We start from the raw sequence: 24,387 nt of genomic DNA, 5'->3' as shown, positions 1-24,387 counted from the left end.
GGCGTGGATTGAAATAAAAACGCGATCGACCGGGCGCTGAAGCAGTTTGTCGCCCCCCGCGCGGGGGCGTGGATTGAAATCCGCCCATTGCCCCGATCCAGCATTGGGTGGAAGTCGCCCCCCGCGCGGGGGCGTGGATTGAAATATCAAGTCGGGCTGTGCAGACGACGAGTCGTTTCAGTCGCCCCCCGCGCGGGGGCGTGGATTGAAATTTAATCCGCTATCCTTCCCCAGACGGCAAATTGGGTCGCCCCCCGCGCGGGGGCGTGGATTGAAATAGCGTTTGATCTGGCGGGCGAGATCTCTATCGAGTCGCCCCCCGCGCGGGGGCGTGGATTGAAATCCTCTACACGACGCAAAACATGCGCACCATGCAGGTCGCCCCCCGCGCGGGGGCGTGGATTGAAATCCGGTTGGGCGAGCTGGTGGACGAATGCGGTAAAGTCGCCCCCCGCGCGGGGGCGTGGATTGAAATCCGGACGATTGCAATGGCGCTGGCCCACGCGATCGTCGCCCCCCGCGCGGGGGCGTGGATTGAAATACGGCCCGCAAGATATCCGAGCTGGCCGGGTGCGTCGCCCCCCGCGCGGGGGCGTGGATTGAAATGGTGACAAGGGACTAGCCGGGAAGAGTATGACCTGTCGCCCCCCGCGCGGGGGCGTGGATTGAAATGCTCAGGTTGGGGTGCGGTCATCCCTGGAGATGGGTCGCCCCCCGCGCGGGGGCGTGGATTGAAATCCCGGCTGCGTACGAATAGGCCCTCCCATTTATGTCGCCCCCCGCGCGGGGGCGTGGATTGAAATCGCTACCTGGTCGGCTACCTGTTGACGCTGGAGTCGCCCCCCGCGCGGGGGCGTGGATTGAAATAACTTGCCAGATGCTTTATAGGCCCGCCTCAGAAGTCGCCCCCCGCGCGGGGGCGTGGATTGAAATCGTGGAGATCCGGGAAAATTCGGATTGATAATCCGTCGCCCCCCGCGCGGGGGCGTGGATTGAAATTTGTTATGGCCGGGCCGGACGCACTACGGGCGGAGTCGCCCCCCGCGCGGGGGCGTGGATTGAAATGCCGTCGAAAAGCTCGACGCGGAGACCCTTTTGAAGTCGCCCCCCGCGCGGGGGCGTGGATTGAAATGGGAGGGGGGCACGACTGTGCCATGCCCCCCTTTGGTCGCCCCCCGCGCGGGGGCGTGGATTGAAATTCCTGGAGGAGTTGAAACGGCTGTTCGACGCGGAGTCGCCCCCCGCGCGGGGGCGTGGATTGAAATTTTCCGACTTGCTCCACCACCACGCCAAGTGTCTGTCGCCCCCCGCGCGGGGGCGTGGATTGAAATTGATGGAGACGAGGGGCAAGACCCGGCGCGGTCGGTCGCCCCCCGCGCGGGGGCGTGGATTGAAATCATAAGCCCATGAAATCCTTGGTGGCGACGAGGACGTCGCCCCCCGCGCGGGGGCGTGGATTGAAATCATAAGCCCATGAAATCCTTGGTGGCGACGAGGACGTCGCCCCCCGCGCGGGGGCGTGGATTGAAATAACGCAGCGATCGCCGAGTGTCCGGATGACGAGCGTCGCCCCCCGCGCGGGGGCGTGGATTGAAATCTGTCCCTCAGATGTTACCGCCGCAGGCAGAGATGTCGCCCCCCGCGCGGGGGCGTGGATTGAAATTTTGACTACACCCCGAACGCCCCGGAATAACTGAGTCGCCCCCCGCGCGGGGGCGTGGATTGAAATAAGAATAATCTTGCCGCCAAAATTTCCGACATAAGTCGCCCCCCGCGCGGGGGCGTGGATTGAAATTCCCGAAGCCCGATATGCACGGCCACCAGGTTGTGTCGCCCCCCGCGCGGGGGCGTGGATTGAAATAATAAGAAACTGAAAGACCTTCACCTTGAACGTGGTCGCCCCCCGCGCGGGGGCGTGGATTGAAATTGATTATTGTTGATTTTATTGAGTTTTTGAAAATGTCGCCCCCCGCGCGGGGGCGTGGATTGAAATAACGTTTGCGGGTGTTTATCCGCCGTCGGATGTTGTCGCCCCCCGCGCGGGGGCGTGGATTGAAATCAATACCGCCTGACCATCGAAATTACCAACATACGTCGCCCCCCGCGCGGGGGCGTGGATTGAAATATACAAACAACAGCCCCGATCAAAACCGCAATTTGTCGCCCCCCGCGCGGGGGCGTGGATTGAAATAAACCCAGCAACTACATAATAACATATTCGCAGCGTCGCCCCCCGCGCGGGGGCGTGGATTGAAATTCGATCATATTCCTCTGCAATACCTGATTGTAAATGTCGCCCCCCGCGCGGGGGCGTGGATTGAAATAACATATCCAGCCCGTTGACCGCCCAAAACCCGAGTCGCCCCCCGCGCGGGGGCGTGGATTGAAATTTTTTTAAGAGCCTGTAACATGGGTGCGCCCAAGTCGCCCCCCGCGCGGGGGCGTGGATTGAAATCAAACATTTAATTGACCTCGATGACGGCAATCCCGGGTCGCCCCCCGCGCGGGGGCGTGGATTGAAATGCCGACGGGCTGGACTCCCACAACTACCTGAAAAGTCGCCCCCCGCGCGGGGGCGTGGATTGAAATCAAATCAGATCCTTGACCCAACCGGCAGCCGGTGTCGCCCCCCGCGCGGGGGCGTGGATTGAAATAACGCGGACATTTTTCCCCAGATCTGCCCCGCAGTCGCCCCCCGCGCGGGGGCGTGGATTGAAATAAATCCTCGCCCCATTCGGCGAGGTCGGAGGCCAGGTCGCCCCCCGCGCGGGGGCGTGGATTGAAATAACAGCATCGGCCACCCAACCGCCGGAAAGGACGGTCGCCCCCCGCGCGGGGGCGTGGATTGAAATGGGATATGCAAAAGCAGGTGCTGATTGCGGAAAGTCGCCCCCCGCGCGGGGGCGTGGATTGAAATAAGATATTTAGGAATCCCTTTATCGACGATATCCGTCGCCCCCCGCGCGGGGGCGTGGATTGAAATATAGACGTCCTTTTCTGCGGTATATGCATCGGCGTCGCCCCCCGCGCGGGGGCGTGGATTGAAATGGGAACGATTTGGAAAAACATGCGGATGAAGTGCGTCGCCCCCCGCGCGGGGGCGTGGATTGAAATAGGCTGCGCCGGGCTGTCGCCCGGCTAAACAGAAGTCGCCCCCCGCGCGGGGGCGTGGATTGAAATATGAGCCCTGTTATAACGAGAGGGTCGCGGCACAGTCGCCCCCCGCGCGGGGGCGTGGATTGAAATGAGCTATTAAGCGGAGCGGCGGAGCCTATACCAAAGTCGCCCCCCGCGCGGGGGCGTGGATTGAAATGAGACTCCCGAAGAATTGGCGCATTGGCTTGATGTCGCCCCCCGCGCGGGGGCGTGGATTGAAATATTGCTTCAACCCCAGGACAAACGCAAGGCCACAGTCGCCCCCCGCGCGGGGGCGTGGATTGAAATATATTGACACCGCCTTTACTGACTTCCTCTGGTGTCGCCCCCCGCGCGGGGGCGTGGATTGAAATTTAAGCCCGCCCACAAGCGAGTCCAGCAGCTATTGTCGCCCCCCGCGCGGGGGCGTGGATTGAAATTTATCATCGGGAAAGGCGCGTCAATGCTACAATGGTCGCCCCCCGCGCGGGGGCGTGGATTGAAATTTATCATCGGGAAAGGCGCGTCAATGCTACAATGTCGCCCCCCGCGCGGGGGCGTGGATTGAAATTTATCATCGGGAAAGGCGCGTCAATGCTACAATGTCGCCCCCCGCGCGGGGGCGTGGATTGAAATAACCTTCACCGGCTTAATCAAAACCGCTGGCGGCGTCGCCCCCCGCGCGGGGGCGTGGATTGAAATAAATGCGAAATATGCTCTACTCCCTTTTGGAGAAGTCGCCCCCCGCGCGGGGGCGTGGATTGAAATTTATCATCGGGAAAGGCGCGTCAATGCTACAATGTCGCCCCCCGCGCGGGGGCGTGGATTGAAATCCTTGCACAGATGGCCACTTTAACACAGTTGAGGGTCGCCCCCCGCGCGGGGGCGTGGATTGAAATTACTTAATGGTATGTCGTTATTTGCACTCCGTTAGTCGCCCCCCGCGCGGGGGCGTGGATTGAAATGGTATCAGTATCGCTCACATCAGGATGAAATTGAGTCGCCCCCCGCGCGGGGGCGTGGATTGAAATAGTTTGTGGCGAAGAAAACGGATCTGCAAAAAAAGTCGCCCCCCGCGCGGGGGCGTGGATTGAAATAGTTATAAAGCCATTATTGAACAAGGTTACTGGTGTCGCCCCCCGCGCGGGGGCGTGGATTGAAATACAAATGGCTCAGGATGAACTTAATCCAGAAAGAGTCGCCCCCCGCGCGGGGGCGTGGATTGAAATGGCTGATCAGAGCGAAACCATCATGCGAGTACTGCGTCGCCCCCCGCGCGGGGGCGTGGATTGAAATCGATGGTCGTCACGCAGCGAGAAATCCGCCGCGAGCGTCGCCCCCCGCGCGGGGGCGTGGATTGAAATTCAGATCGAAAAGCGCATCCGGCACGTGCGACGCCGTCGCCCCCCGCGCGGGGGCGTGGATTGAAATTACTGTTTATCGCTCTTTTATTGAAATTGAGTTTGTCGCCCCCCGCGCGGGGGCGTGGATTGAAATTATTCAGGCTGCTGTGGCTGCTGCTATCAACGATGTCGCCCCCCGCGCGGGGGCGTGGATTGAAATATGGAAACCACAGCCGCCAACAAAATCGCTATTTGTCGCCCCCCGCGCGGGGGCGTGGATTGAAATGTTGAATGCTCTGCCGGGGCTCTCTACGTTGCGGTCGCCCCCCGCGCGGGGGCGTGGATTGAAATGTGGGATTGCGTTTGTGCTCGGTTTGAAGCAATGTCGCCCCCCGCGCGGGGGCGTGGATTGAAATGTGGGATTGCGTTTGTGCTCGGTTTGAAGCAATGTCGCCCCCCGCGCGGGGGCGTGGATTGAAATTGGAAACACTGGTTACGTCGGGTGCATTTACACCGTCGCCCCCCGCGCGGGGGCGTGGATTGAAATCCGAACGAGCTCGCAAAGTTTTTCCTGATATTCTGTCGCCCCCCGCGCGGGGGCGTGGATTGAAATAACTTAACGCCGGCCTGGGCGGTATCACAACCGGGTCGCCCCCCGCGCGGGGGCGTGGATTGAAATTGGCCAGAGGTACACCCTCCACCGATATCGGTAGCGGTCGCCCCCCGCGCGGGGGCGTGGATTGAAATATCTTCTGGTGCTTGCTCACTGCGTTTCCTGCGGTCGCCCCCCGCGCGGGGGCGTGGATTGAAATATCTTCTGGTGCTTGCTCACTGCGTTTCCTGCGGTCGCCCCCCGCGCGGGGGCGTGGATTGAAATGGGTATTGCAGAGGAATATGAACGAGAAATCAGGTCGCCCCCCGCGCGGGGGCGTGGATTGAAATTCGGTCGTCACTCCGGAACTTAACGCCAAGGATGGTCGCCCCCCGCGCGGGGGCGTGGATTGAAATATCGGTGAGCTCGCGAAAAGCGCCAGTGCCGATGGTCGCCCCCCGCGCGGGGGCGTGGATTGAAATTGCAATCACGGCGCATCCCCGGCCACGATCGCAGCGTCGCCCCCCGCGCGGGGGCGTGGATTGAAATGGGCATGGCAACGGGGGCTGGTCACTTACCAAAGTCGCCCCCCGCGCGGGGGCGTGGATTGAAATAACGAATGACACCGATCCCTGCCGTGGGCTCGATGTCGCCCCCCGCGCGGGGGCGTGGATTGAAATGTCAGGTTTGTCATTAATAGCCGGAACTAGTCATGTCGCCCCCCGCGCGGGGGCGTGGATTGAAACTTGGACGCCACACCAGCAATGGCGACGATAAATCCATACTGATCTGATCCGCCTGTTTTTCAGGAACACCTTTTTTGTCAAGATGTTGTTTGATCTCCTGTAACGTCGTCTTGCCTTTTCCCTCACTTACATAAACAATGAGGGATTCATCCAGATCAACTCCCAATGTGGCGTAATTGTGACCCTTGCGGGTTGAGGTCCCATCCACCCCCAGCTTGGTTATTTTGGAAGGATCATCTGACTCTACCGCTTTGCCGACCCAGTAATTAAACAGGTTCCACACGCGTTGCGGATTTAATCGCAATATTTCTGCAACACGATTAACAGGCATTTCCCTCCCAATACTGAAAACTGCAAGTGGTTATCAATAGGTTAAACAGGCAAAGAAAAAGGTGTTAAGCATCCCGCTTAACACCCTGATTTTTTTTGGTAGCGGGGAGAGGATTCGAACCTCTGACCTTTGGGTTATGAGCCCAACGAGCTACCGGACTGCTCCACCCCGCGTCATTTATTGTCCGGGACTTCTAACGCACGAGCGGCTTATTGTCAAGGTTTATTTCAGATATTGCTATCATCACGTGAAGATGGAATCGCCATTTATTGTTTCCACACAAACAAGGGTAACATAATCGCAGTACAAAAAATTTGCGATAGTTTTCTTGACTTAAAACACAACCTTGCTATTATCGCCGCTGATTTTATGATAGTCATCAAAGAAACGATAACATCTTCAAACTGATAAAGAGGAAATGCTCCGTGAAAAAAATCCTGAATAAATTATTTTCTGTATCGCCTTTGAAGATCGCTGTTTTGGTGATAGTGGCCACCATAGTTCTCTTTTTTATTGACCCCAGCTTCCTGCGCTTTATGGAATTAAAGGCCTTCGACTTGCGCACCGTCTCCCGCGGAGCGATCCCTGCGGGGGCAGAGACCGTTATCGTGACCATTGATGAAAAGAGCCTGAGCGAATTGGGAAGATGGCCTTGGCCGAGAACAACGATTGCTGAGCTTACCAAAAAATTAAAAGAACAGGGCGCCAGGGCTGTCGGATTTGATATAGTATTTGCCGAGCCTGACAATAACTCCAGCCTTAAAACGGTACAGGACATCCTGCGTGATGTTAAAAATACCGGCGCCGACGGCAAATTTACCAATATCCTGGAGAGGAAAAAAAAGGAGGCGGACACCGACGCCCTCCTTGCCGAATCCATAGCAAAGACCCAAAATGTAACCCTCGGCTATTTCTTTCATATCAGCGCAAAAGAGGTTGGCCATCTGCAAGAGGCTCAGATCAAAGCTTCGGAGGAAGCGATCGCCAATGGCCGTTTTTCGATGGTGAAAAGGACAAAAGAAGCCGACGACTCGCCAATAGTCCGTGCCTACGCGGTGCAGCCCAATCTTCCGGTCATATCGGAAGCGGCTGAAAATGGCGGGTATTTCAATGCCTTCCCCGATATGGACGGAACCATCCGCTGGTCGCCGCTCGTGATTAAATTCCGTGATAACTACTATTCATCACTGGCGCTTTCCCTGCTGGTTCAGTATCTGGAATGGCCCATGCTCGCCTTGAATATAGCCGATTTTGGAGTGGAAAGCATCCGTCTTGACAAGTTCAGAATACCGACTGATGAGGAGGGCAGACTGCTCATCAACTACCTCGGGCCGCCCAAGACATTCCCCCACTATTCGGTTTCGGATATCCTGAAGGGGCGCATAGCTCTCGACAAAATAAAGGGAAAGATCGTGCTGGTCGGCGCCACGGCAACGGGCATCTATGACATGAGAAACACACCCTTCAGCTCCGTTTATCCGGGTGTAGAGATTCATGCAACCGTCATCGACAATATCCTGCGGCAAAATTTCCTTATCCACTCCGGATGGATAAAATTCATTGATGTCTGCATTATTGTCTTCGTCGGTCTGCTTATCGGGTTTCTTCTCCCCCGCCTGAAGGCAATGGCGGGAATGGCCTTGAGCGGTTCGCTCATCGTGGCCTTTATAATCATCAACACTAATATCTTTATCCATTACAACGTCTGGATGAACATGATCTATCCGTTGCTCGCGATGCTTGCCTCCTACCTGGGAATAACGGTTTATCGCTACGTAACGGAAGAACGGGAAAAGAAGAAGATCCGGGGCGCCTTTCAATACTACCTGACCGCTTCCGTCGTAAACGAAATATTGAAGGACCCCAGCAAATTAAAACTGGGCGGCGACAAAAAAAACCTGTCGGTGATGTTCTCCGACATCAGAGGCTTCACCAGCATTTCCGAACAGCTCCAACCTGAACAGCTGGTACAGCTTTTAAACGAGTACCTGACCGCCATGACGAACATCGTCTTCAAATACGATGGGCTGCTTGACAAATACATCGGTGACGCGATTATGGCGGTTTTCGGCGCCCCGCTGGACCAGCCTGACCATGCCCGGCGCGCCTGCCTTACCGCCGTGGAGATGATGTCGGAATTAAAGCGCTTGCGAATAAAGTGGGCCAGTGAGGGCTGGCCGGCGATAAATATCGGGATCGGGATCAACACCGGCGATATGGTAGTAGGAAACATGGGCTCCGAAATGCGGTTTGACTACACAGTCATGGGAGACAGCGTGAATCTTTCCTCCCGGCTGGAGGGAACCAATAAAGAATATGGAACAAACATCATCGTCAGCGAGTTTACTCACAAAATCGTGAAGGATGAATTTTTCTTCAGGGAATTGGATGCCGTTCGTGTTAAAGGGAAAAAACTGCCGGTGCGGATATTCGAGCTGCTCGGAGAACAAAAAGATAAGGCGCAGTGGCAGGGATTTGCAGAAATTTTCGCAACTGGTCTGCAATCGTACCGGGATGGCAGATGGGATGAAGCAATAGCTCAATTCAACAAGGTTTTAGAGGAAAAACCGGGTGATTATCCGGCACAGCTCTACATCGAGCGCTGCGAGGCGTTAAAAGAGAATCCTCCCGAGGGCGAGTGGGACGGCGTATTTACGATGACAAAAAAATAGGGAAACAACAGTTCACGGTTTCCGGTTGACGGTTCACAGTTCACGGTTTCCGGTTGACAGTTATTGGTCGTGACGGTTATATAAAAACCCCCATGCCCGTAGGGCACAACGAAGCATGAAAATCCCCCCTTGCCCCCCTTTGGCAAAGGGGAGATTTTCATGCAAATGTGAACCGGAAACTGAGAACAGGGAACAGAGAATCCGTAAACTGTTGAGGATATTCAATGACTTTTGATGAAACGCTGCAATATCGCAGTTGGGTAGAGGTTGACCTCGGCCACTTCGCCGCAAACTGGAAGGCGATAAAAAAGCTCCTCGCACCCGGCGTTCAGATCATGCAGGTTGTAAAGGCGGATGGCTACGGCCACGGGGCGATTGAAATATCCAATGCGGCCCTGCAAAACGGCGCCTCTTTTCTCGGCGTCGCCAACGCCGATGAAGGCGTTCAGCTTCGCGTCAGCGGAATAACCGCACCGATCGTTATTCTCTCCCCCGCGACGGCCCCTGAAATTGAGCAGATCATCAAATACAAGCTGACACCCTCGGTCTCCACCTGGGACTTCGCCCGGGAACTTAATGAAAAAGCTCACAAGGCGGAACTTATCGTGCCGGTGCACATTGAGGTAGATACCGGCATGGGCCGGGGGGGAATGCTTTGCAAAGAGGCCATGGAGGCCATCCAGAGAATCGCCGCCCTCCTTAATCTGAAGATAGAAGGGATATTCACCCATTTTTCGGAAAGCGAAATCACCTCTTTTTACAACAATTTGCAGTGGAAGGCGTTTCAGGACATGTTGACGCGCAGCGAGGCAACCGGCTTGAATATCCCGATTCGCCACATCTCCAACAGCGGAGCAATCGTCAACTACCCGCAATACAACCTCGACATGGTGCGGCCGGGGCTTATAACCTATGGCATCCATCCTTCTACGGAGACAACAGAAAAGCTCGCGCTCAGCCCGGTCATGAGCTTCAAGACACGGGTGGCCCTGATCAAGGATTTTCCTGAGGGTTACGGGATAGGCTATGGACGGACCTTCATAACGCGAAAACCGACGCGCATCGCTACGATCCCAGTAGGCTACGGCGACGGCCTCAGTTGGCTTCTCTCCAATCAGGGCGAAGCGCTCGTCCGGGGCAAAAGGGTTCCAATCGTCGGACGAATCTCGATGGACATGTGCACACTCGACATAAGCGGCCTGGAAGATTGCGCAGTAGGCGACGAGGTCGTGCTGATGGGAAAGCAGGGAAACGAAACAATTACCGCCGAAGAGATAGCCGTAAAATCACACTCCATCAGCTATGAAATCCTCTGCGCCGTCGGCAAACGGGCGCCGCGGGTCTTTTGCCGAGACGGCAGACCTGATCGGATAGAACCGCGCCTCCGTCGCATTTTTATCCCCGGCGAGGAACGGTCGATCGCCAGAATCGATGGAATTATCCGCAGTTGCTTTCAGGCGCGGGCGAAAAATGACGAACTGGGCAACGCGATTTATAGTGAGATGTTTGAAATTCTGTTCGGTAAAAACGATCGGCGCCTCGATTTGAGAAGCAACTTTCGCTACGCTGTCACATTCTCCGAATTTTCCGCTGCGGAAATTGACAAAAACCCGGGCCGCAAAAACTGCTTCAAGGTAACAACCCATATTGAATACACAAAAGAGCTGCGAAATTCGCAATTCATGATAGGCTGCGCCTTCAATGATGAACAGTTGGCTGCTCTTTTCGAAAACAGTCTTTGCGAATACCGCTGGCAGATGAACAAAGAAGATGATTTTGGAAAAGAGATTGATTTCACGGTAAAAACTGTCCTTATCGATAACGAAAGCATTCCCCTGCTCAAAACCGCCACATCCGAAAACGGGTTTGAGGCATGGTTCGGAACGGACGACCTGCAGAAAAAGATAAACACCCTTGCCCGCGTCGCGATCGAGATCGAAACTAAGCAAAATAAGGGGAATCGGTTATTCTCCGCCTACGTAGTATATCCGACAAGGGGCGTGCAGATTTCGTTCGACTACCGGGGAACGGGCATAAAAAATGTCCGGGATGTCTGTTTTTTCTCCGGGAAAAACCACAATCCGGAAATACTCCGCATCCCGGACGAATCCGTGAAGCTGCGCATGCCCGAAGACTCGTGGATATTTCCGACCAGCGGCGTTACCTTTTTCTGGGATATTTAAAACCGACCGTGGCAGGTAAATTTATTACTATTGAGGCAATTGCAAAACCATTTGTCATTCCCGAATGTCTCTATCGGGAATATGGTTTTTCAAGCAGTTAGAACCAGATTCCCGCTCAGAATCGTTGCGGGAATGACAGCGTTGGGTGTTTTGCAATTGGCTCTATTTTAAGAGGTTATTTTTGTGGAGAAATTAAGGATAGGCGTAGTTTTGGGGGGAATGTCGTCTGAACGGGAGGTTTCCCTCAACAGCGGCAGAAATGTTTACGACAACCTCGATCGGGACACATACGAGCCGGTCCCGATTTTCATGGATGCAACGGGGCGTCTCTGGGTGATTCCCTGGCAGCTCATCTCGCAGAACACAACGAAAGATATTGCCGAACGTCTTGAGAAGGAAGCGCGACGAATTTCCTATGAGGGTCTAAAAAACGAAATTGATTTCGCCTTCATTTCGCTGCACGGGAAATTTGGCGAAGACGGCTGCCTGCAGGGGCTCATGGAGTTGCTCGGCATTCCTTACACCGGCGCCGGCGTGCTGGCCTCCGCGCTCGGCATGGACAAGCATATTCAGCAAAAAATACTGCAAGCCGAGGGGCTCGGCGTCCCCCGCAGCATTTTGGTCCCGGAACAGGAGTGGCTTGAAAACCCACAGAAAATAACAGAGGAAGTTACTGATGTTATTGGTTTTCCCTGCTTCGCCAAACCGCCCCGGGAGGGATCGAGCATCGGCGTCACGCTCGTGCGCAACGAAGCAACCCTTGCCGCCGGCATCACAGAGGCCATGAAGTGGGACCGAGCCGTTCTCGTTGAGGAATTTCTCGACGGAAAGGAGTTTTCCACAATAATACTGGAGGAAGCTGGTGAATATCAGGCCTTGGAAGTAACCGAGATTTACCCTCAGAGCGAATATTTTACCTATGACGACAAGTACATGCCCGGGCGCTGCCGAAAATTTACCCCTCCCAGAAACATCTCAGCGGAAGACGTGGAAAAGATAAAGCAGGAGGCCATCCGCGCCTTTCGCGCCCTCGGATTTCGCTCCTATGGACGTATAGACGGATTTTATATGAAAAACGGCCGCATATTGATTACCGATCCGAACTCCTCGTCCGGCATGGCGCCCTCGTCTTTTTTCTTTGAGCAGGCCGCAAGCGCCGGGATGCTGCCCTCAATGATCATCAGCCGCCTGATCGAAAACGCCATAATTATCCACAGAGAGAAAAAAGGGCCCCTCTAAACTTTCCTCACTGCTACCTGAATAAAATGAGCAGGGAAACCATTTTTGAGGAGGGGAATTGCCGCGGATTTTTCAAAACATCCCGCCGTTCACCGAAAGTACCTGGCCGGTAATGTATGAAGAATCGTCTGAACAGAGAAAACGAATTACCCTTGCCACCTCTTCGGGACGTCCGAGACGTCCCATCGGGATCAGCTCTTTCATTTTTTCCCGCTGGATTCCCTTTGTCATTTCCGTTTCAATCGCCCCTGGCGCAACTACATTTATTCTGACTCCGAATCTTGCCGCTTCAGCGGCAATAGCTCGACTGGCAGCAATTATGCCGGCCTTGGCTGCCGCGTAATTGGCCTGCCCCCGGTTTCCGACCAGAGCCGAAACGGAAGACAACGATACTATTGTCCCCTTTTTACGGCGAATCATCCCCCGCAAGACCGGTCTCGTCACATTGTAAAAGCCGTTAAGATTCGTCTCGATCACCCTCTGCCAGCTACCCTGGGACATCGTCATGAAAAGTCCGTCCGCCGCAATCCCGGCGTTATTTATCAATGCATCAACGTGCCTCAACCGCTTAAGCAGATCATCCATCGCCTGCCTTGTCTCATCGGCGCTGGCGATGTCAAACTTTACCGCCTCCGCGCTCCCGCCCGCCTCCCTGATCATTCTGAGCGACTCCTCAGCAGCCTCGTCGTTTTGCCTGTACGTGATTACAACCATATATCCGTGCGCCGCCAGATCAACGGCAACGGCCCGGCCAATTCCCCGACTTCCCCCGGTCACAACTGCAATCCGCGTCTCCATCACGCTTCTCCATACATTATTGTAAAACTATCCACTAATTCCCCGGGGATTTATCCGTCTTATGCCACCAATAATCATTATTTTCCAGAGGATCATGGAACTTGATTTGTCCCCCGGTCAGAACTAGAGGGGAGTATCTGGACTCGTCGGCCTCGTGTTGAAGACGGTCGAAGGTCATTACTGCTCCCACCAAGGCGCCATGTTTTCGGATAGCCAGCAGGGAATAGTTGGAACAGGAGGGATAATAGGCGCATTGTCTTCCCAATTGGTGACTGAGATAACGCTGATAGAAGAGGACCGGGGCGGCGGCAATCTTCTCCAAAAACCTATTTTCCCCGTCTGCCGGTTCAGACGCTCCCGTGGTTTCCCGGAGGGCTTTTCGGGGCCCTCGGAGGAGAGGGTTTTCCGCGAAGGAGGTTTGTACCCAAAGGAGAATAATGAAAAGGATCGTTCCGAGAATACCGGACCGCCGCCGATTTCTCCTTTCGGCTTCGGGACCAGCACACAACACGGCGCCCGTTGACAAGCCAGTAACGACAGCGGTCTTTAAATGTGATTGGTTCACCTTAAGATTGTCCTCAAATCCCCCTCTATCCCCCCTTTTCCCAAGGAGGGTTTTTTAGTTCCTCTCTTTCCAATGAGGAAGTTTAATAGTTCCCCTCTTTGGCAAAGAGGGGTTAGGGAAGATTTTCATCAGAAAGGGTATGTGAACCGAATGGAAACTCCGCCGGGCCTGCCGATCTCGCTCTCGCTGAGATTCATCCGCCGAACTCCGTTCCGGAAAAGCTCCTCGTCTATTCTGCTGTTGTACTTGTGGGCGCCGCCCACCGCGCCGTAGATGCCGCCCGTGTACCAGCCGATCTCGAAGAGGGTGAGGAGGCCAGCAAGCGCATAGTTTTCCTGGTCGTAGGCTTTGTAGGCGCCGAGAATGAACAGGGTATTCAGCAGGAAGGAGTAAACGCCATCCTGGTAACGTTCGTCGTAAAGCTGACCGCTCCCGGGAAGAAGAGCCGATAGCACGCCGGCAGTCTCAGGTGACTTGTAGCGGGCGCTTTTCTTCGCATTGATCATCTCGGCGATTATATCGGCCTCATTTTCTTTCTCCGGTCTGACGATTTGCTCCTTCAAGCGCCTTTCCGCCTCGTCAAACCTGTTTTGACGGATCAGAAGGAGAATTTCCCAGCGGGCGGCCTCATCCTTCTTCAGAGGGTCGGCGCCGTTTTGGATGAGCTGGAAGAGACGCCCGGCCTCCACCCCGTTCCCCTGTTTGAGAAGCGCGATCGCCTTGTAGAAAGTTGCGGCGGAGGCCTCCGAAGATGCGGGATATTTCATCAGAAAATCGTCGTAGGCGGCAATCGCCTCGGCCCACTCATGGGACATCAGGTAGGCGTCACCTATCCGCCTGGTCATTTCCTCGGTTCGCGGCCCTGAGGGAAAAAGGGAGATATAACGCTTCGCCTCGGTGATCGCCCGAAAGTATTCGCCCGCGATAAAAAGATCGGCAGCGAACTGCCGGATTTCCTTTTCCCGGAGGTCATTATAACGGACGGCCAAGTCATCGGCGCAGGAAAGTCCCGGAAGCATAAGCAAGAGAAGAGAGACAATGATTGAAATTGTTTTCACGTCGGCCTCTATAAACAATCCATCCACGAGATATTTGAATTTGTATGAAAATCCCCCCATCCCCCCTTTAACAAAGGGGGGTAAGGGGGGATTTTCATGCTTCGTTGTGCCCGACACGGACATGGATGTTTATAGACTGAAACACGGCGGAAAATCAATATACTTTTTTTTTCCAACCTTCGAGGGACTTTTCTTCTCGCTGGTGGACCGTAACGAAGTTTCCCGAAGCTTTCAATATGGGCGGGACAACCATTGTTTCCGATTATTGTTTTGGGAATCCAAGTTTCGGGCAGTTTTATTCTTGACAACCCACTTTGTTTACTATTAAAAGGCACTCAGATGATTAGCGTATCCATTGAGTTAATTCTGAAATCGGATTTATTGTCATTCTGGAGAAAGACGGAATGAAAATTACAAGGAAGTTTTTCAAAACTCTCCCGGCGGTTTTTGCTTATATGCAAACAGCAAAATCCGGAAAAGCTGTTTTGACAGAGTGTGCCGTTAGAATATCGGCAATGGGGGGCGGTGCTGACATGCCTCCGGAAGGAACTTGGGTTTGGTTGGCATGAAATTTCCGCGCATGGGATTGGCGTTGGCTTTGCTGATGCTGACCGGTATTCTGCTTATGACCTACTTTCTGTTACGCTATGAGACGAGGATCAAGAGTCATACTTTCCAGGACAAGGGCGCAAACATGGTTAGTCTCATGGCGCTCTATCACATCCATGATTTTGAAGCGGGCCCCCGCGATTTATTGATCCGGACCATCAGTGAAAATGTCTCGGGGGAACGTTTCCTTTACCTTTTCGTGCACGACCAGACGGGGAAAGAGATTTTCTCCTTGGCAAATGGCGAGATTGCCTCGCGGGTTCCGCCGCAGGTCCGGACCACAGCTCTCTTCAATCCGGCGCCGATGACACAACAATTCCTGATGCCCGGCATGGACGGTACGGCGTATGAATTCTCCACACCGCTCCTCGAAGGGGGCAGGAAAACCGGAACTATTCGCCTCGCCCTGTTGCCCACCCCGGTAACCCTTTTTTCGGGAGAGCGCCTTTCCCTGATAGCTCTGATGGTCTATTTCGTACTCGCGGCGCTCATCCTCGGATATTACGGCATGCTGCGCCGACTGAAGCCATTCAGGGACTTCGGCAACCGTCTTTTGAACAATCAAAATCCAGCCGCTGCTTCCCCCGGAAGGTCGGGAGGGGGCAATTTGCAGACAGTCATAGATGCCATGGAAAAGTCGGCCCAGGACGTCAGCAATCAAATCCGGCAGATCAAGGAGGATAACCTCACACTTGTCTCCCGACTTGGCGTCGCTACCTTCGATAGGAGGCATACCTCCAGTATCCTCGATGCTATTTTTTTCGGCATTATTATCACGGATGCCCAGGAAAACGTCATTAACATCAACCAATACATGCTCAATCTGCTCCACAAGAAAAGAGCAGATGTCATTGACCGTCCCCTGACCGCCGTCATCGAGAATCCGGAAATCCTTTCCTATACCGCCCAACAGGACAATATCCTGCGGACGAAAGCCCTGAAACCCATAGAAATAAGCCTTCCCGAACTGGAACCGGGGGAACGGTTTCAGGTTGCCCTCAGCTACCTGACCAACAGAGCGCAGGAACTAACCGGTAAAATGATCACCATCCGCAACATTACCTCCGCCAAGATGGCCGAGGAGTCTCAGCAGCAGTTCATTGCTCATGTTGCCCATGAGTTGCTTACGCCTCTGACCAATATCAAATCCTACAGCGAGATGCTTATGGACGGCGAAGTGACCGACCGGGAGATGCAGCGGGAATTCTATAACACCATCAATGGAGAAACCAGCCGCCTGTCCCGTCTCATCCAAACCCTGCTTAGCATTGCAAAGATAGAGATGGGAAGCCTGACCATCAATAAGAGTTTGGTGAGGACGGACTGGTTCCTCGAAGGCTGCCTTGCGGCCATTGAGGCCACCGCCAGGGACAAGCACCTGACGATCGAAAAACGCATGCCCGACAACTTCCCATCGCTTTATGCCGACAAGGAATTGCTCCAGGGCGCCATCATCAATATCCTCGGCAATGCCCTGAAGTACACACCGGAATATGGCAAGATCACCTTTGCCATTTCCGATCAGGACGACGCGGCAACCTTTGAGGTAATTGACACGGGATATGGGATTGCCCAAGAGGATCTCCCCCACGTCTTCGAGAAATTTTACCGGTCCGGAAATAGGGAGATCACCGACCAGATGGGCAGCGGTCTGGGGCTCGCAATCACCGCCGAGATCGTCCGTCTGCATGGGGGACACATCGATATGCAGAGCGAGTTGGGCGTCGGCACCCACGTGACAATCCGGATTCCAAAAGAGGAACTTTACCTTGGACAGACGTAAAAGAATCCTGGTCGTTGATGATGAGGCCCCCATCCGCCGGGTTCTGGAATTGAAACTAAAGAATGGCGGTTACGAGGTGTTCCTGGCCGAGGATGGCGAGGCTGCCCTTCGGATCATCGAAAGCGAAGAACCTGATGCCATGGTCACGGACATCAACATGCCCAGGATGAACGGCAAGCAACTGTGCGCGATGACCAATCGCCTGAAAACAGAACGGACCTTCCTGACGATCATTATGACAGCGAGGATTATCCCCGATGATGAACATTGGATAACGGCGATGCAGGACACGGTATTTATGGAGAAACCCTTCAGTCCCAGCTCCATCCTGGAACGTATTGATCAGTATTTCGGGGTGAAAAGATGATGGATATCGTCCCGTATCAGGATTTTCTGAAGAGTCTTTCGGATATCAGCCACTGGCAATTCGAGGTCTGGGATGGCCGGGGTCCTGTGTTTACCACTATCCCCGGCGGCCTCCCGACCGGCGAACGGGAGACCCTCGTTTCCACCATCTTGACGGAGAATAGATTCCAGATCCATACGGGAACGGACAGGCTTCTCGTCGGCGCGCCCCTTCGGATCGGTGGAGCTCCGACAGGGGCACTGCTCGCCTGGAATAACGATACCTCGGACCTCGTGGGGATAGAGCAATTTCTCCTGTGCTTGACGGAAGTCCTGGGGCACGGGTGGGCCACCAGTACCGAATTGGATAAAATCACCACGGAATTGAGCCAGAGTTACGAAGACGTCTACCTCTACGGTCGTCTTTCCAGTCTGATCAAAACCATGCATTTCTCCGTCCATGCGCTGAATGATCTGATCGGTGAAATTCGTGACGCGCTGCACGCAGATCTCGTCTTTGTAACCATCGACAGTGATAACCAATTGATTATGAATAACAATCAGCTATTCAACCGGATGCCCGCTGACAATGCCGACTTTGCCAAACGTCTGATCGCAGCCATTCCTGCGGACTCGCCGTCACTGAAAGAACATTACGTTATCGTCAATGATTCCCGGTTGTCTCCCAACTACCGGGAACTGTACGCAGACCCGTATCGGGCGCTCTTAGTCACGATCCAGGACGGTAAAAAATTCTATGGGTGGATTGGCGTGGTTTCCTTCAACGTGAAGCAAATTTTCCGACGCAGCGAGCTGCGCCTCCTCATCTCTATTGCCGAGCAGATAAATGTCGCCATTACCAATACCGATCTCTACAATGAGCTGGAACGGTTCATCGTTGACATGGTTAAGTCCTTAGTCCAGGCTATCGAGATCAAAGACACTTACACCCGCGGCCATTCGGAGCGGGTCTGCCGTTACAGCATGCTTCTGGCGGAAAAGATGGGGCTCGATGAAGAGCAGAAGGCTAATTTGCAATGGGCGGGCATGCTCCATGATGTGGGAAAGATCGGCATTACCGAGACAATTCTTAATAAGCCGGGGCCTCTGACAGAGGATGAATATGAACAAGTCAAAACCCATCCGACCAAAGGATATGCCATTCTGAAACTCCAGGCGCCTCTGAAGGACGCACTGCCAGGCATTTTGCATCATCACGAACGCTATGATGGCAAAGGGTATCCGGATGGGCTCAAGGGTGAGAATATCCCGCTTTTGGGACGGATCATCGCCGTGCCGGATACATTTGACGCTATCACTTCGAACCGGGCATACCGGGAGGGAAGTTCTGTCCAGAAGGCCTTGAAAATACTGCAATCCGTATCCGGAAGCCAGTTAGATGCACGCATCGTTGAGATATTTACCGAGATTATCGTAAACGAGGAAGGCTCCCGGGAAGAGGAAGGTACGGGTGAAAAAAGCCAATGAAGACCTCGATTATGCAATTGGGCCACTATACCGTTATCACCCTGAAGGAGCCGCTAAATCATCAAAACTGCAAGGAACTTGAAACATCCGTCCTGGATGTGATCGGGAAGAGTCGCCTCGCCATTATCCTGGAATGCAAGGAAGTCAGCTATATAGACAGCACCGCCCTTGAAATGCTGTTACGGTTGCAGGATGCCATTAAAGAACGGGGAATTCTGATGAAGCTCGTCGGCCTGGATGAACTCTGCCGGGACATCATGGTTGTTACCCGGCTGATCAACCAATTTAATGTTTATCCAAGCGTACCGGAAGCCATGAAGGAGCCTTCATGAAAGAATATCATGTTCCGGTACGGAAGAAACTCGGCGAAATCCTGCTCAATAAAGGACAGATCAGCCCCGAAGAACTTATCAAGATGCTTCAACTCCAGAAGCTGAGTGGGAAGGCACTTGGGCAGGTTCTTGTTGAACATAAGATCGTGACCCAGGAAGAGTTGAATCAGATCCTTGGCGACCAGCTCGGTATCCCTCACGTCTGGCTCCGCAAGGGAATGGTTGATCCACGAATCGTGCATCTGCTCCCCAAGGATAAGGCCCTCCAGTATCGGGTAATTCCGATGTTCTGTGTGAACGGCAGGCTGACCCTGGCCACGGCTGATCCTTCTACGCCTTTTATCTTTAAAGAGGTGGCCAGGATCACCAACATGCAGATACAGCCCGTTGTCTGCCGGACCGACGACATCCTCGCCATGATAAATGAATGTTACCGGGAAGAGATGGACATGGCCGAGGTTATGACCAAGCTTGATACGGCGGGCATCGAGATCATGCAGGCCAGTCAGGAAAAAGCCATCAGCGAAATCGCCGAAATGGCCGAAGGCAGCCCGGTGATAAATCTGACCAATATGATTATGCTCAAGGCGATCCGGGAACGGGCCAGCGACATCCATATCGAACCCCAGATCGGCGCTTTCCGGGTCCGGGCCCGGGTTGACGGACTTCTTTACGAGCTCATGTCGCCCCCGATCGAAATGCACCCGGCGGTAGTTTCCCGGCTTAAGGTCATGGCCAATCTGGATATTGCCGAACGCCGGCTCCCCCAGGACGGCCGCATACAGGTAATGGTTGACGGCGGCATCGTGGACCTCCGCTTTTCTTCCATGCCCACCATCCACGGCGAGAAGATTGTGCTTAGGATCCTTGACCAGCGCCAGTCGATCCTGGACCTCAACCAGTTGGGTTTCCATCCCGATGTTCTCTCCACGTTCAAGACCTTGCTCAAGCGGCCCTACGGCCTCATCCTTGTCTGCGGCCCCACGGGCAGCGGGAAGACCACAACACTGTACTCAGCCATTACCATGCTCAATGTCCTGGAAAAGAACATCATCACGATCGAAGATCCCGTGGAATACCAGCTCAAGGGCATCAACCAGAACCAGGTCAAGGAATCCATCGGCCTGAACTTTGCCCGGTTTTTGAAACATGCGCTGCGGCAGGATCCGGATATCATAATGGTGGGTGAGATCCGGGACCGGGAAACGGCGGAGATCGCGATCCAGGCCTCACTGACGGGACATTTGGTCCTCTCCACCCTGCATACCAACGACAGCGCCAGCGCCATCACCCGCCTGCTGGAAATGGGGATCGAGCCCTACCTGATCTCTTCCGCCCTGCTCGCGCCTCTGGCCCAGCGCCTCGTGCGGACGGTCTGTCCCGCTTGCAAGACGACCTACTATGCCCCGCGGAACGTCCTTAAGGATCTGGGTCTGGATGAAACCAGGACGGTTTCCCTCGTCAAGGGACGCGGCTGTTCCGTCTGCTTGGATTCAGGCTTCAAGGGGCGGACCGCCATCCACGAGATTCTGTCAATGGACGACAGCCTGCGCGCCCTGATCCTGACCAACCCCACGATCGACGTCCTGCAGCGGCATCTGCGGGCACAGGGGCACCGTACACTCAGGGATGCGGGTATGGAGAAGGTTCTGGAGGGTCTGACCACCATTGAGGAGATTACGCGGGCCACGACGCTGGAAACTGAGTGAAGTCCCCCTTTAGCAAAGGGGGATACAGGGGGATTTGTGAGCCATCAAAAAATCTCCCCTAACCCCTCTTTGACAAAGAGGGGAATAACAACCCCCCCTTTTGCAAAGGGGGGTAGAGGGGGATTTAAGGGGAGATGTAGGGGAATTTTTCGATGAAAAAAATCTTTATTGTTGATGATAATCGCTATCTCGTTATGTACGTTGAAAATAAGTTGCGAGAAGCAGGGTTTGAGGTTTTAACCGCCTCATCCGGTATCCAAGCGGTGATTGCCTTGAAGGATTACACGCCGGATATTATTTTCATTGATTATTTCCTTCCGAATTTCAATGGCGATAAGCTTTGCCGGATTATCCGCGAGATGAAACATCTGAAAAATACGTATCTGGTTGTCATGTCGGCTGCAGCAAGCGAATTGCAGCTTGATCTACCCAAAATAGGCGCCAACGCCATAATTGCAAAAGGGACTTTTCGAGAAACAACCCAACATTTCTTCTCTGCCTTAGCCAATGCAGAATTGCCCCATGATGAAGCGCAAATTCATGGAATTATGGGTATTGATACGGTACATCCGCGACAGATGACGATAGAGCTTTTGCAGAAAAATCGTCATCTGCAAACCATGTTGGACAGTATCTCCGAAGGGATCATTGAGATTTACGGCGGGCATATCGTTTATGTTAATCCAGCCGCGGTAGCAATTCTGGGGATGCCGCAGGAACAACTGTTGGCAGCCTGTCCGCCAGCCTTATTTGATGAATCCGAAAGATCAAAAGTCGAATCGGTGATGAGGCCCGGTTCTAACGATAGTGCCACGATTAACTGGAAGGTTCCGCTACAAATCGAAGAGAAGATATTATCCGTGAAAAATCTTCCGTTCCAGGGCGACCCTGATACGATTATCCTTTTAATCGGCGATATCACCGAACGGGTACGTACCGAAAAGATACTTCAGGACTACCACAACCACCTGGAGGAGCTGGTGCAAGAGCGCACTGCTGATTTGAAACTCACCACGGCAAAACTCCAGCAAGCTGAAAAAATGGAAGCCATTGGACTCCTTGCGGGGGGGGTAGCCCATGATCTCAATAATATTTTGACAGGTCTCGTGAGTTATCCCGAACTCTTGTTGCTTAAAATTCCCGCGGAGAGTCCCTTGAGAAAGATTGTATTAACTATACGCGAGTCAGGAGAAAAGGCTGCAGCCGTGGTACAGGATTTATTGGACATGGCGAGAAGAGGGGTCATTGCTGATGAAGTAATAAACTTAAACACGATAGTATCCGAATATTTGAAAAGCCCTGAATTTGAAAAACTAAAACCATTTTATCCGCACGTTCATATCGAAAACAACCTTCAAGAAAATCTGTTGCACATCGTTGGCTCTCCGGTACATCTATCCAAGTGTGTTATGAATCTGGTATCCAATGCAGCCGAAGCGATGCCCAATGGGGGCAAGATTATCATCTCCACGCAAAACCGATATGTGGACAAGCCGATCATTGCTTATGAAATGATCGAACAAGGAGATTATGTCGTGTTTACGGTTTCTGATACCGGCACCGGCATTGCCTCCGAGGATATTAAAAAAATATTTGAGCCGTTTTATACAAAGAAGGTGATGGGGAGAAGTGGAACTGGATTGGGAATGTCAATTGTCTGGGCGACACTGAAAGATTCCAAGGGATACATTGACGTACAAAGCACCTTGGGAAAAGGAACAACCTTCATTCTCTATTTTCCCGTAACAAGACGGGAATTGGTAAAAAAAAGATCGACAGTTCCTATTGAAGAATATAAAGGAAACGGGGAATCAATACTAATTGTCGATGATGTGCAAGAACAGTTGGATATAGCCAAGATGATCCTGACCACATTGGGCTATTCCGTAGCAACTGTTTCCAGCGGGGAAGATGCTGTTAAATATATTGAGAATAATGCGGTTAATTTGGTTGTCTTAGACATGATTATGGATCCCGGTATGGATGGCCTGGAAACGTACCGGCGAATCCTTGCCTTGCGTCCTCATCAAAAGGCAATCATCTCCAGCGGCTATTCTGAAAATGAAAATATTAACGAGTGCTTGAAATTAGGCGCGGGGCAATATATAAATAAGCCCTATACGTTGGAGAAGTTTGGTATCGCCGTTCGACAGGAGCTCGACAGGAATACGAGTCAGGTATTTTTATGAGACGCGACCCAGTTCTCTCCCTTCAGAAGGGCCCCACATAATTCTCCCCCTTTAGAAAAGGGGGATGCAGGGGGATTTGAAAGAGAAAAAACCTATGGCCATTAGTATACGCCAACTGAAGACCGTAACTGATGCCGGAAAACCGGCGTCTGCCCCTCAACAATCACAGGCCACTCCTTCCCGGTTTCAGCTTTCCCGGCGCCGGGCGGTCAAGTCATCGGAACAGGTCTTTTTCTACACCCAGCTCTCCCTGATGCTCGAGATCGGAACCTCTCTCACCGGTGGCCTGCAGGCGCTGGCAGACCAAACCCGGAATCCCGCTTTCAAGGAAATTCTCCTCGCCATGCTCAAGGATATCCAGGAGGGGCGACAGCTTTCCGATGCCATGATGCGCTATCCCCACGTCTTCAACCGAGTTTACGTCAGCCTCGCCAAAGCGGGGGAAGCGGGGGGCTTCCTGAAAAACACCCTCGACAGCATCGTGGTCATGATCGAACGACGCCAGGCGCTGATCGCCCAACTGCGCTCCACCCTGACCTATCCCGTGATCCTCTGCGTGATGGCCCTGGCCGTGGTGATTTTCGTCGTCGTCGGCATCCTTCCCAAGTTCATGGTGCTTTTTGCCGGCAAGGAGCGCCTCCTCCCCCCCACAACGCGTTTCCTGATGGCCCTCAGCGTCTCGCTCCGGGGCTACTGGTGGGCCTATCTAACCGGCGGCGCCGGGTTGATTTTTATCGGCGCGGCCTTTTTTCGGAGTCAGCCCGGTCAGGCATTAAAAGACCGCTTTCTTGTCAGCATCCCGCTTATCGCCCCCACGTTCAACAAGATCCAAACGGGCCAGTTGCTGAGGACGCTCGGCAATCTCATGGAAAGCCATGTGCCGCTGATCGAGGCCCTCGATGTAACCCGAACCACCTTTGCCAACCGGCACTTCATCGCTTTTGTGGATCAGATACGGGAACATGTCCGGGAAGGAGGGAGCCTTTCCCGCGTTTTTGCCGACAATCCCTACGTCATGGAAACGGTCAAACAGATGGTGGCAACGGGCGAAGAAGTGGGGAAGCTGCCCAGAGTAATGTTGCGTCTGGCGGAATTTTATGATACGGAAATCCAGCGGGATCTGAAGATTATCAGCTCACTGGTAGAACCGGCCGCCCTGGTTATTATCGGCACAGTGGTAGGGCTGCTCGTCTCCGCTGTGATCCTGCCCATATTCAGGATCGCCGGTACGGCGCAATGAACTAATTTACTTTTGCAGATCAACAATGCT

Annotated in this window: 14 protein-coding genes, 1 tRNA gene, 1 pseudogene and 1 CRISPR repeat array (1 of these 17 cut by a window edge); of the genes and pseudogenes, 11 read left to right on the top strand and 5 right to left on the bottom strand. The window is 53.7% G+C overall.

What is annotated here, in order from left to right:
* Positions 1 to 5,816: direct repeats of the CRISPR family, unit length 32 nt; unit sequence GTCGCCCCCCGCGCGGGGGCGTGGATTGAAAT (it extends 1,072 nt beyond the left edge of the window).
* 25 nt (positions 5,817 to 5,841) lie between these two features.
* Together M0P74_04670 and M0P74_04665 are read right to left on the bottom strand one after the other, a co-directional pair.
* Positions 5,842 to 6,171 (bottom strand): annotated as a pseudogene (locus M0P74_04670) (transposase).
* A 72-nt stretch (positions 6,172 to 6,243) separates the two neighbouring features.
* Positions 6,244 to 6,320: transfer RNA gene (locus M0P74_04665), tRNA-Met, on the bottom strand.
* 252 nt (positions 6,321 to 6,572) lie between these two features.
* On the opposite strand from M0P74_04665, the gene M0P74_04660 reads away from it, so the two are divergent.
* The 3 genes from M0P74_04660 (at position 6,573) to M0P74_04650 (ending at position 12,241) form a co-directional block, all read left to right on the top strand.
* Positions 6,573 to 8,819 (top strand): adenylate/guanylate cyclase domain-containing protein, encoded by a 2,247-nt coding sequence (locus tag M0P74_04660; GenBank protein MCK9362873.1) that lies wholly within the window; start codon positions 6,573 to 6,575, stop codon positions 8,817 to 8,819.
* 224 nt (positions 8,820 to 9,043) lie between these two features.
* Complete coding sequence (alr, locus tag M0P74_04655) at positions 9,044 to 11,002, top strand: alanine racemase (protein ID MCK9362872.1); 1,959 nt, start codon at positions 9,044 to 9,046, stop codon at positions 11,000 to 11,002.
* Between the two features lie 183 nt (positions 11,003 to 11,185).
* Complete coding sequence (locus M0P74_04650) at positions 11,186 to 12,241, top strand: D-alanine--D-alanine ligase (GenBank protein MCK9362871.1); 1,056 nt, start codon at positions 11,186 to 11,188, stop codon at positions 12,239 to 12,241.
* A gap of 72 nt (positions 12,242 to 12,313) precedes the next feature.
* Here the strand turns inward: M0P74_04650 and fabG are convergent, their stop codons facing one another.
* From fabG to bamD, 3 genes are all read right to left on the bottom strand, one after another.
* Positions 12,314 to 13,039 (bottom strand): 3-oxoacyl-ACP reductase FabG, encoded by a 726-nt coding sequence (gene fabG, locus M0P74_04645; GenBank protein ID MCK9362870.1) that lies wholly within the window; start codon positions 13,037 to 13,039, stop codon positions 12,314 to 12,316.
* Positions 13,040 to 13,073: 34 nt separating this feature from the next.
* Positions 13,074 to 13,361: a membrane protein insertion efficiency factor YidD gene (gene yidD, locus M0P74_04640; GenBank protein ID MCK9362869.1), complete on the bottom strand. Its 288-nt coding sequence runs from the start codon at positions 13,359 to 13,361 to the stop codon at positions 13,074 to 13,076.
* Positions 13,362 to 13,732: 371 nt separating this feature from the next.
* Complete coding sequence (gene bamD / locus M0P74_04635; GenBank protein MCK9362868.1) at positions 13,733 to 14,662, bottom strand: outer membrane protein assembly factor BamD; 930 nt, start codon at positions 14,660 to 14,662, stop codon at positions 13,733 to 13,735.
* Between the two features lie 404 nt (positions 14,663 to 15,066).
* Here bamD and M0P74_04630 point away from each other — a divergent pair, with 404 nt between their 5' ends.
* The 8 genes from M0P74_04630 (at position 15,067) to M0P74_04595 (ending at position 24,357) form a co-directional block, all read left to right on the top strand.
* Positions 15,067 to 15,231 (top strand): hypothetical protein, encoded by a 165-nt coding sequence (locus M0P74_04630; GenBank protein ID MCK9362867.1) that lies wholly within the window; start codon positions 15,067 to 15,069, stop codon positions 15,229 to 15,231.
* Entirely contained in the window at positions 15,228 to 17,054 is a 1,827-nt protein-coding gene (locus M0P74_04625) for a cell wall metabolism sensor histidine kinase WalK (protein ID MCK9362866.1), read from the top strand. The genes M0P74_04630 and M0P74_04625 overlap by 4 nt, the downstream gene beginning before the upstream one ends.
* The gene (locus M0P74_04620; protein ID MCK9362865.1) at positions 17,041 to 17,421 is read left to right on the top strand and encodes a response regulator; all 381 of its coding nucleotides are present in this window, start codon (positions 17,041 to 17,043) and stop codon (positions 17,419 to 17,421) included. Before M0P74_04625 ends, M0P74_04620 begins: the two co-directional genes overlap by 14 nt.
* Positions 17,418 to 18,887: an HD domain-containing protein gene (locus M0P74_04615; GenBank protein ID MCK9362864.1), complete on the top strand. Its 1,470-nt coding sequence runs from the start codon at positions 17,418 to 17,420 to the stop codon at positions 18,885 to 18,887. Before M0P74_04620 ends, M0P74_04615 begins: the two co-directional genes overlap by 4 nt.
* Entirely contained in the window at positions 18,884 to 19,219 is a 336-nt protein-coding gene (locus M0P74_04610) for an STAS domain-containing protein (GenBank protein MCK9362863.1), read from the top strand. The genes M0P74_04615 and M0P74_04610 overlap by 4 nt, the downstream gene beginning before the upstream one ends.
* Positions 19,216 to 20,928, top strand: coding sequence for a Flp pilus assembly complex ATPase component TadA (tadA, locus tag M0P74_04605; GenBank protein MCK9362862.1), 1,713 nt, complete (start codon positions 19,216 to 19,218; stop codon positions 20,926 to 20,928). The genes M0P74_04610 and tadA overlap by 4 nt, the downstream gene beginning before the upstream one ends.
* A 152-nt stretch (positions 20,929 to 21,080) precedes the next feature.
* Positions 21,081 to 23,117 carry a response regulator gene (locus tag M0P74_04600; GenBank protein MCK9362861.1) on the top strand — a complete coding sequence of 679 codons (2,037 nt, stop codon included), beginning with the start codon at positions 21,081 to 21,083 and terminating at the stop codon, positions 23,115 to 23,117.
* Positions 23,118 to 23,211: 94 nt separating this feature from the next.
* Complete coding sequence (locus tag M0P74_04595; protein MCK9362860.1) at positions 23,212 to 24,357, top strand: type II secretion system F family protein; 1,146 nt, start codon at positions 23,212 to 23,214, stop codon at positions 24,355 to 24,357.
* The last annotated feature ends 30 nt before the right edge of the window (positions 24,358 to 24,387 follow it).

It is taken from the genome of Syntrophales bacterium (assembly GCA_023229765.1).
Taxonomy (GTDB): domain Bacteria; phylum Desulfobacterota; class Syntrophia; order Syntrophales; family UBA5619; genus DYTH01.
The sequence above is the reverse complement of the archived record's forward strand: the minus strand, read 5'-3'. Positions and strand labels throughout refer to the sequence as shown.

Excerpts from the sequence above, each read along its gene's own strand:
- M0P74_04615 (MCK9362864.1), top strand. The coding sequence starts at position 17,418 with ATGATGGATATCGTCCCGTATCAGGATTTTCTGAAGAGTCTTTCGGAT.
- M0P74_04625 (MCK9362866.1), top strand. The coding sequence starts at position 15,228 with ATGAAATTTCCGCGCATGGGATTGGCGTTGGCTTTGCTGATGCTGACC.
- M0P74_04630 (MCK9362867.1), top strand. The coding sequence starts at position 15,067 with ATGAAAATTACAAGGAAGTTTTTCAAAACTCTCCCGGCGGTTTTTGCT.
- tadA (MCK9362862.1), top strand. The coding sequence starts at position 19,216 with ATGAAAGAATATCATGTTCCGGTACGGAAGAAACTCGGCGAAATCCTG.
- M0P74_04600 (MCK9362861.1), top strand. The coding sequence starts at position 21,081 with ATGAAAAAAATCTTTATTGTTGATGATAATCGCTATCTCGTTATGTAC.
- alr (MCK9362872.1), top strand. The coding sequence starts at position 9,044 with ATGACTTTTGATGAAACGCTGCAATATCGCAGTTGGGTAGAGGTTGAC.
- fabG (MCK9362870.1), bottom strand. The coding sequence starts at position 13,039 with ATGGAGACGCGGATTGCAGTTGTGACCGGGGGAAGTCGGGGAATTGGC.
- M0P74_04595 (MCK9362860.1), top strand. The coding sequence starts at position 23,212 with ATGGCCATTAGTATACGCCAACTGAAGACCGTAACTGATGCCGGAAAA.
- M0P74_04610 (MCK9362863.1), top strand. The coding sequence starts at position 18,884 with ATGAAGACCTCGATTATGCAATTGGGCCACTATACCGTTATCACCCTG.